Annotated in this window: 10 protein-coding genes; all 10 read left to right on the top strand. The window is 40.0% G+C overall.

Annotation, left to right across the window (positions count from 1 at the left end; genetic code table 11):
* The 10 genes from mnmG to atpA all read left to right on the top strand — a co-directional run bounded on the left by mnmG (position 1) and on the right by atpA (position 8,420).
* Positions 1 to 1,896, top strand: coding sequence for a tRNA uridine-5-carboxymethylaminomethyl(34) synthesis enzyme MnmG (gene mnmG, locus VCASEI_RS12885; RefSeq protein WP_086959098.1), 1,896 nt, complete (start codon positions 1 to 3; stop codon positions 1,894 to 1,896).
* On the top strand, positions 1,893 to 2,543 hold the full coding sequence (rsmG, locus tag VCASEI_RS12880; RefSeq protein WP_086959099.1) for a 16S rRNA (guanine(527)-N(7))-methyltransferase RsmG: 651 nt from the start codon (positions 1,893 to 1,895) through the stop codon (positions 2,541 to 2,543). Before mnmG ends, rsmG begins: the two co-directional genes overlap by 4 nt.
* A 13-nt stretch (positions 2,544 to 2,556) precedes the next feature.
* On the top strand, positions 2,557 to 3,333 hold the full coding sequence (locus tag VCASEI_RS12875; protein WP_089110361.1) for a ParA family protein: 777 nt from the start codon (positions 2,557 to 2,559) through the stop codon (positions 3,331 to 3,333).
* 39 nt (positions 3,334 to 3,372) lie between these two features.
* Positions 3,373 to 4,251 carry a ParB/RepB/Spo0J family partition protein gene (locus VCASEI_RS12870; RefSeq protein ID WP_086959103.1) on the top strand — a complete coding sequence of 293 codons (879 nt, stop codon included), beginning with the start codon at positions 3,373 to 3,375 and terminating at the stop codon, positions 4,249 to 4,251.
* Between the two features lie 149 nt (positions 4,252 to 4,400).
* A complete protein-coding gene (locus tag VCASEI_RS12865; RefSeq protein WP_086959104.1) occupies positions 4,401 to 4,745 on the top strand; it encodes an ATP synthase subunit I in 345 nt (114 codons plus the stop codon).
* A gap of 12 nt (positions 4,746 to 4,757) precedes the next feature.
* Entirely contained in the window at positions 4,758 to 5,534 is a 777-nt protein-coding gene (atpB, locus tag VCASEI_RS12860) for a F0F1 ATP synthase subunit A (protein ID WP_089110360.1), read from the top strand.
* Between the two features lie 35 nt (positions 5,535 to 5,569).
* Positions 5,570 to 5,797, top strand: a complete 228-nt coding sequence (gene atpE / locus VCASEI_RS12855) for a F0F1 ATP synthase subunit C (protein WP_086959108.1) — start codon at positions 5,570 to 5,572, stop codon at positions 5,795 to 5,797.
* Positions 5,798 to 5,848: 51 nt separating this feature from the next.
* Positions 5,849 to 6,319 (top strand): F0F1 ATP synthase subunit B, encoded by a 471-nt coding sequence (gene atpF, locus VCASEI_RS12850; protein ID WP_086959109.1) that lies wholly within the window; start codon positions 5,849 to 5,851, stop codon positions 6,317 to 6,319.
* Between the two features lie 15 nt (positions 6,320 to 6,334).
* Positions 6,335 to 6,865 carry a F0F1 ATP synthase subunit delta gene (atpH, locus tag VCASEI_RS12845; RefSeq protein ID WP_089110359.1) on the top strand — a complete coding sequence of 177 codons (531 nt, stop codon included), beginning with the start codon at positions 6,335 to 6,337 and terminating at the stop codon, positions 6,863 to 6,865.
* A 13-nt stretch (positions 6,866 to 6,878) separates the two neighbouring features.
* The gene (gene atpA / locus VCASEI_RS12840; protein ID WP_089110358.1) at positions 6,879 to 8,420 is read left to right on the top strand and encodes a F0F1 ATP synthase subunit alpha; all 1,542 of its coding nucleotides are present in this window, start codon (positions 6,879 to 6,881) and stop codon (positions 8,418 to 8,420) included.
* Positions 8,421 to 8,443: the final 23 nt, after the last annotated feature.

Here is an 8,443-nt window from a genome sequence, read left to right as displayed (position 1 = left end):
ATGTTTTATCACGAAAACTTTGACGTCATCGTCGTTGGTGGTGGCCATGCAGGAACGGAAGCTGCTCTTGCGTCTGCTCGTACAGGCCAAAAAACGTTATTACTAACTCATAACATCGATACTTTAGGTCAGATGTCTTGTAATCCAGCGATTGGTGGGATTGGCAAAGGACACTTGGTAAAAGAAGTGGATGCTCTAGGTGGATTAATGGCTCAAGCTATTGATAAATCAGGAATTCAATTTAGGACGTTGAATGCATCAAAAGGACCCGCAGTTCGTGCTACTAGAGCTCAAGCCGATCGTATTCTATACAAAGCAGCCGTACGTACTACCCTTGAAAATCAGCCTAATCTAACTCTTTTTCAACAAGCCGTTGATGATGTGATCGTTGAAAACGATCAAGTGACCGGCGTCATAACTCAAATGGGTTTAAAGTTTAAAGCCAAAGCAGTGGTATTAACCGTCGGTACTTTCCTTGGCGGAAAAATTCATATTGGCTTAGAAAACTTTTCTGGTGGCCGTGCGGGGGATCCACCCTCTATCGCTTTAGCGCAACGTTTGCGCGATCTTCCATTTAGAGTGGATCGTTTAAAAACAGGGACACCACCTAGGATTGATGCTCGAACCGTTGATCTTGAAAGTCTTGAAAAACAACATGGTGATACCCCGATTCCTGTATTTTCATTTATGGGAAAAGCAAGTGATCACCCTGATCAAATACCGTGTTTCATTACACACACCAATGAAAAAACACATGATGTGATCCGAAAGAATCTTGATCGTAGCCCTATGTACTCAGGGGTTATTGAAGGAATTGGGCCTCGTTACTGCCCATCGATTGAAGATAAAGTCATGCGTTTTGCGGATAAAAACAGCCACCAAATTTTCATTGAACCTGAAGGATTAACCACAACGGAACTGTACCCAAATGGCATATCAACCAGCCTTCCATTTGATGTTCAAGTTAGTATCGTTCAATCAATGAAAGGATTTGAAAATGCTCAAATCATTCGCCCAGGCTACGCGATTGAATATGATTTCTTCGATCCTCGTGATTTAAAGCAAAGTTACGAAACCAAATTTATTGATGGATTATTCTTTGCCGGTCAAATTAACGGTACTACGGGGTATGAAGAAGCCGCTGCACAAGGTTTAATGGCGGGTTTGAATGCATCACTGTATACACAAGGTAAAGAAGGTTGGAATCCACGTCGTGATCAAGCTTATATGGGCGTGTTAATCGATGATCTTTCCACAATGGGTACCAAAGAACCTTACCGTATGTTTACTTCACGTGCGGAATATCGTTTGCTGCTTCGTGAAGATAACGCAGATTTACGTTTAACGGAAAAAGGTCGTGAGTTTGGTTTAGTCGATGATGCTCGTTGGGCACGTTTCAACCAAAAAGTTGAAAATATAGAGTTAGAGCGCCAACGATTGAAAGATATCTGGGTTAATCCTAAATCGGCGAATATTGATCAATTAAACCAATTACTCAAAACAGACATTACCCGTGAAGCGAGCGGTGAAGATCTTTTGCGTCGACCTGAAATGACGTATGAAAAATTAACCTCATTGGATCTTTATATTTCAGAAATGGATGATCAACAAGCCACTGAGCAAGTTGAAATCCAAGTCAAGTATGAAGGGTATATTCAACGTCAAAAAGAAGAAATCGAAAAATCACTCAGACATGAAAATACCAAATTACCGATTGAGTTAGATTATTCTCAGGTGAAAGGGTTATCCAATGAAGTCGTGGCTAAGCTTAATAATACCAAACCCGAAACAATTGGAATTGCCTCACGTATTTCAGGTATTACTCCAGCCGCTATTTCTATTTTGTTGGTACACTTAAAAAAACACGGTCAATTAAAGAAAGGTGATGCAGCATGAATCTCAGTTTAATCAATAAAGAATTGAGAGAAAAATTGGATGCATTATTATCTCAAACTGATCTTGAAGTCAGCCATCAACAAAGGGATCAATTAGTTGGCTATGTGTTATTGCTAGATAAGTGGAATAAAGCATATAACTTGACCTCTGTACGTAATCCAATGGATATGTTAGTGAAACATATTATGGATAGCGCCGTTGTCAGCCCCCATTTATCAGGCTCTCGCTTTATTGATGTAGGTACCGGCCCTGGGCTACCTGGTATTCCTTTGGCTATTTTAAATCCTGATTGCCAATTTACGTTGCTTGATAGCCTTGGTAAAAGAATTCGTTTTATCAAACAAGTACTGCATGAGTTGGCGATAAAAAATGTTAATCCAGTGCAAAGTAGAGTAGAAGAGTTTCAACCTGAAGAAGGCTTTGACGCCGTGATTAGTCGAGCATTTGCTTCCATTATTGATATGGTGGAATGGTGTCATCATCTACCTAAAGTTAATGGTGGGGTTTTTCTTGCGTTAAAAGGACAATTACCTGAAGATGAAATTGCACTGCTACCTAATGCATTCAATGTGCTAGATATTAAAGTATTACAAGTTCCAGAATTAGAGGGTGATCGCCACTTAATCGTTTTGGATAAAAAGGATTAATAACGAGGTATTCGTGGGTAAAATCATTTCAATTGCCAACCAAAAAGGCGGTGTAGGGAAAACGACAACATGTGTCAACCTAGCTGCTTCTATGGCCGCAACTAAAAGAAAAATTCTTGTTATTGACCTTGATCCTCAAGGCAATGCCACAATGGCGAGTGGTATTGATAAATACGATGTCGATTTTACCGCTTACGATCTTCTTGTGGAAGAAACACCATTTAATGAAGTAGTTTGTAAAAATACTCCAGCAGGTTATGACTTAATTGCTGCAAATGGTGATGTAACGGCCGCTGAAATTAAATTAATGGAAGTTTTTTCACGTGAGTTACGACTCAAAAACACATTAGTGAATGTGATAGATCAATATGATTATATTTTTATTGATTGTCCCCCGTCGTTAAATTTATTGACGATTAATGCCATGGCTGCGTCTCAGTCCGTTCTCGTGCCAATGCAATGTGAGTATTTTGCTTTAGAAGGTTTAACGGCGTTGATGGATACCATCAGTAAATTGGCTGCTGTCGTCAATCATGATTTAAAAATAGAAGGTATCCTTCGAACCATGTTCGATCCAAGAAATCGTCTATCTAATGATGTTTCTGAGCAGTTAAAGAAACACTTTGGAGATAAAGTGTATCGTACCGTTATTCCTCGTAATGTGCGTTTAGCAGAAGCGCCTAGTCATGGTAAACCTGCAATGTATTACGATAAATATTCAGCAGGCTCAAAAGCCTACCTGGCTCTTGCTGGCGAAATGCTACGTCGTGAAGAAACATTAATGACATAATGTCATAATCATTTATTGAAGATAAAGGAATCCGCTCAGATGTCTAAACGTGGTTTAGGTAAAGGTCTCGATGCTCTACTTTCTACAAGTTCACTTGCGAGAGAAAAGCAACAAAAAGTAGCGCATAGCCAAGCTTTGTCGTCTGAAGGACAACTGGCCGAAATCTCTATTTCTCAGCTTATTGTCGGAAAATATCAACCAAGAAAAGACATTCAACCTGAAGCGCTGGAAGAATTGTCCTCATCCATTCGTTCACAAGGTATTATTCAGCCTTTAGTCGTACGTAGAGTTTCTGAGTCTCAATTTGAAATTATTGCGGGTGAGCGTCGTTGGCGCGCGGCTAAATTAGCAGGTTTGACTCAAGTTCCTTGTGTGATTAAAAATGTTCAAGACCGTGCTGCTATTGCAATGGCGCTGATTGAAAATATTCAACGTGAAAACTTGAATGCGATTGAAGAAGCACAAGCGTTAGAACGCTTACAACAAGAATTTGAATTAACTCATCAACAAGTGGCTGATGCGATAGGTAAATCTCGTACAGCAGTGACCAATTTATTGCGACTCAATACGCTTGATGACGGCGTAAAACAATGCGTTATATCAAAAGAACTCGAGATGGGTCATGCCAGAGCCTTATTATCACTCGAATTATGTGATCAAAATAATGTTGCAAAAATTGTTGTTGCTAAGAAATTAACCGTTAGACAAACTGAAGCTCTGGTGAAGAAACATTTAGAGCCTAAAACAGAAACAGTCGAAGATACTTCAGCATTGGTTTTTTCAGAACGACTGTCTGAAAAGCTTGGTACAAAGGTGGTTATTCGTCGAAATTCCAAAGGAAAAGGTAAAATTACCATTGATTTTGAGGATATGGAGCAAGTTTTAGGCCTCCTTAACACAAACTTAAGTAGAAATTAACTCTGTTAGTAGAATATCGCTAAACATTTAACAGAATGTAAAAATAATCATTTTACATCTTGCTCTTTTCTGTAATAGAAGCGGAGTAAGGTGTAGTATGTCCTGCGCATACAGCTGAATCAAAATAAATGTAATTGGGTGTAAATAGAATGTTTTATTTAATTTTAACTCAGTTTATTGTTATTGGCGCTTTAAGCTTGATCAGTTTGTATGTTCAGGGAGTAATGGCAAGTCAATCTGCCATTTTTGGGGGGCTGGTGTACTGCATTCCGTATATTGTAACGAGTTTATATTTAAATAAACCTGGTGCAGATACGGCAGCAAAAGTCATGGCGAAAGCCTATATAAGCATAGCTTATAAGTTTGTGATTACCGGCGCTCTATTTGTGTATTTTTTTAAATATACTGAAGTGCACCTTATTACTTTCTTTTTAGGTTATATATTGGCCTTTGTTGTGCAATGCATTATGTCATTTGGTTTTAAACGTAATTAGACAGGATATCTAATGGCTGGTTCAGGTGAACTAACTCCTCAGGAGTACATCTCACACCATTTACAAAACCTACAAGTAGGTAGTGGATTCTGGACATTTAATATTGATTCATTAATTGTATCAGTCGTTTTAGGCTGTGCTTTTTTATGGATCTTTTATCGCGTTGGTCAAAAGGCCACGAGTGGTGTTCCTGGTAAGCTACAATGCTTTATTGAAATGTTGGTTGAGTTTGTCGATGCCTCAGTAAAAGATATTTTTCATGGAAAGAGTGCTCTATTAGCTCCGTTAGCGTTAACCGTATTCGTATGGATTTTCCTAATGAACTTAATGGATCTAATTCCAGTCGATTTTCTTCCTCATACAGCAACTCTCTTAGGTATACCTTATCTTAGAGTTGTACCCACTGCAGACGTAAACATTACCATGTCTATGGCATTAGGTGTGTTCTTATTGATCATTGGTTACAGTATCAAGCTTAAGGGTATTGGTGGATTTGCTAAAGAGTTGGGGTTACAACCGTTTAATCACTGGGCTTTTATTCCAGTAAATCTAGTGTTAGAGACGGTTACATTATTGTCTAAACCTGTTTCTTTAGGGCTGCGTTTATTCGGTAATATGTATGCAGGGGAGTTGATTTTTATTTTGATCGCAGGGCTTTTACCTTGGTGGTCACAATGGCTTCTTTCCGTGCCTTGGGCGATATTCCATATTTTAGTTATCGTTTTACAGGCATTTATCTTTATGACTTTGACGATAGTGTATCTATCTCAAGCATCTGAAGAACATTAAAAAATTATTTAACAAAAAAACTTGGAGTTTTTATTATGGATCTGATTTACATATCTGTTGCAATCATGCTTGGCCTTGCTGCTGTGAGTGCTGCGATTGGTATCGCTCTACTTGGTGGCAAATTTTTGGAAGGTGCAGCTCGTCAGCCCGATCTAATCCCTGTCCTACGTACTCAATTCTTTATCGTTATGGGCCTTGTTGATGCTATTCCTATGATCACTGTAGGTCTTGCACTGTATTTATTGTTTGCGGTTGCCGGATAATTTAGTTACTCAGGTATTGGTTTTTTTACAGCAAACAAAGGAGAGTATGCGGTGGATATAAACGCAACTCTGTTAGGTCAAGCGCTAGCTTTTGCTTTATTTGTGTTGTTCTGCATGAAATTTGTATGGCCTCCACTTATAACAGCTATTGAAAACCGTCAGAAAAGTATTGCTGATGGTTTAGCAGCCGCTGATCGCGCAGCTAAAGATTTAAGCCTGGCACAAGCTAATGCTTCGGACAAATTGAAAGAAGCAAAGAAAGCCGCTGCTGAAATCATCGACCAAGCTAATAAACGTAAAAGTCAAATTTTAGAAGAAAGCCAAACTGAAGCTCAAATAGAGCGTCAGAAGATCTTAGATCAAGGTCAAGCTGAAATTGAAACTGAACGTAACCGAGCTCGTGATGAATTACGTAAACAAGTCGCTGTATTAGCTATAGCCGGTGCTGAGAAAATTTTGGAGCGTTCTATTGATCCGAATGCACACCAAGATATTCTCGATAATATTACTGCAAAACTATAACCAGAGGGGTAGCATATGTCTGATTTGACTACAATCGCACGCCCCTATGCTAAAGCAGCTTTTGAATTTTCGGTTGAGAAAGAAGCAGTAGACCAATGGTCAGAAATGCTTTCTTTTGCCGCAGAAGTCACAAAGAATGAAGATGTTATTGGCTTATTAAATAAAGCGCTTGTCGCTGAACAATTAGCTGAAATCTTTATTTCGATTTGTGCAGAGTTTGATGAACATGGTCAAAACTTTATTAAAGTTCTTGCCAAGAATGGCCGCCTAAAGGCCCTTCCTGAAATCTGTGAAGAGTTTTTAATTCTTAAAAAAGAATTAGACAATCAGGTTGATGTAGAAATAACGTCTGCAACAACATTGACTGAAACACAACTTGCAGAACTCAGCAGCAAACTCGAGCAGCGTCTTGATCGTAAAGTAAAGCTGAATTGCAGTGTAGATGAGACTCTACTTAGTGGAGTTATTATTCGAACCGGAGACTTAATAATCGACAACTCAACTCGCGGTCGTTTGAACCGTTTGAGTGACGCATTAATGTCTTAATGGGGATTGGAGCATGCAACTTAATTCCACAGAAATTAGCGAACTGATCAAACAACGTATCGAGAAATTCGAAGTTGTGAGTGAAGCGCGTAATGAAGGTACTATCGTTTCAGTAAGCGATGGTATTATCCGTATTCACGGCCTAGCGGACGTGATGCAGGGTGAAATGATTGAACTACCGGGTGGCCGTTATGCACTTGCACTTAACCTTGAGCGTGACTCGGTTGGTGCGGTAGTAATGGGTCCGTATGCTAACCTTCAGGAAGGCATGAAAGTAACGGGTACTGGTCGTATCCTTGAAGTACCTGTAGGTCCTGAAATGCTTGGTCGTGTGGTAAACACGCTGGGTGAGCCTATTGATGGTAAAGGTCCTATTGATGCAAAATTAACTTCTCCTGTAGAAGTGATTGCACCAGGTGTTATAGACCGTAAGTCAGTTGATCAACCAGTTCAAACTGGTTATAAGTCTGTTGACTCAATGATTCCAATTGGTCGTGGTCAGCGTGAGCTTATCATCGGTGACCGTCAGACTGGTAAAACAGCGATGGCGATTGATGCTATCATTAATCAACGAGATTCTGGAATCTTCTCTATCTACGTAGCGATTGGCCAAAAAGCCTCTACGATTGCTAACGTAGTACGTAAACTTGAAGAGCACGGCGCACTTGCAAACACTATAGTGGTTGTAGCATCGGCTTCGGAGTCTGCGGCATTGCAATATCTGGCTCCATATTCAGGTTGTGCGATGGGTGAATACTTCCGTGATCGTGGTGAAGATGCACTGATTGTTTATGATGATTTATCTAAACAAGCAGTCGCTTATCGTCAGATTTCTCTACTTCTAAAACGTCCACCTGGCCGCGAAGCCTTCCCAGGTGATGTTTTCTATCTTCACTCTCGTCTTCTCGAGCGTGCATCTCGTGTAAGCGAGCACTATGTAGAAAACTTTACTAAGGGTGAAGTGAAAGGTAAGACCGGTTCTTTAACCGCGCTTCCTATCATTGAAACTCAAGCGGGTGACGTATCTGCATTCGTACCGACTAACGTAATTTCGATTACTGATGGTCAGATCTTCCTACAAACTGAGCTATTTAATGCTGGTATTCGCCCTGCGGTAGATCCAGGTATTTCGGTATCTCGTGTAGGTGGTTCAGCGCAAACTAAGATCATTAAGAAACTGTCTGGTGGTATTCGTACTGCACTTGCACAGTATCGTGAACTAGCAGCGTTTGCTCAGTTCTCATCTGATCTAGATGCAACGACGAAAAGACAGCTAAACCATGGTCAAAAAGTAACTGAATTGATGAAGCAAAAGCAATACGCTCCGTTCTCAGTGTTTGATCAGGCTCTTGTGATTTTTGCTGCTGAGCGCGGTTACCTAACGGATATCGCTCTTAACAAGCTAGCGGATTTTGAATCAGCACTACTGTCGTATGCTCATGGTCAACATGCTGATTTCGTTTCTGAAATCAACAAAACGGGTGCTTATAACGATGATATCGAAGCGAAACTTAAAAAGTTAGTTGATGATTTCATGGCAACCCAGACCTGGTAATTCGTTTGTGATGTGTTGTGCTT

The sequence above is a fragment of the Vibrio casei genome, assembly GCF_002218025.2.
In the GTDB taxonomy this organism is placed as follows: domain Bacteria; phylum Pseudomonadota; class Gammaproteobacteria; order Enterobacterales; family Vibrionaceae; genus Vibrio; species Vibrio casei.
Note: the sequence above shows the minus strand (reverse complement) of the source record. Positions and strands in the feature narration are given on the sequence as shown.

Coding starts and splice junctions, on each gene's coding strand:
- VCASEI_RS12865 (WP_086959104.1), top strand. CDS start 4,401: ATGTTTTATTTAATTTTAACTCAGTTTATTGTTATTGGCGCTTTAAGC.
- atpH (WP_089110359.1), top strand. CDS start 6,335: ATGTCTGATTTGACTACAATCGCACGCCCCTATGCTAAAGCAGCTTTT.
- mnmG (WP_086959098.1), top strand. CDS start 1: ATGTTTTATCACGAAAACTTTGACGTCATCGTCGTTGGTGGTGGCCAT.
- VCASEI_RS12870 (WP_086959103.1), top strand. CDS start 3,373: ATGTCTAAACGTGGTTTAGGTAAAGGTCTCGATGCTCTACTTTCTACA.
- atpA (WP_089110358.1), top strand. CDS start 6,879: ATGCAACTTAATTCCACAGAAATTAGCGAACTGATCAAACAACGTATC.
- atpE (WP_086959108.1), top strand. CDS start 5,570: ATGGATCTGATTTACATATCTGTTGCAATCATGCTTGGCCTTGCTGCT.
- rsmG (WP_086959099.1), top strand. CDS start 1,893: ATGAATCTCAGTTTAATCAATAAAGAATTGAGAGAAAAATTGGATGCA.
- atpB (WP_089110360.1), top strand. CDS start 4,758: ATGGCTGGTTCAGGTGAACTAACTCCTCAGGAGTACATCTCACACCAT.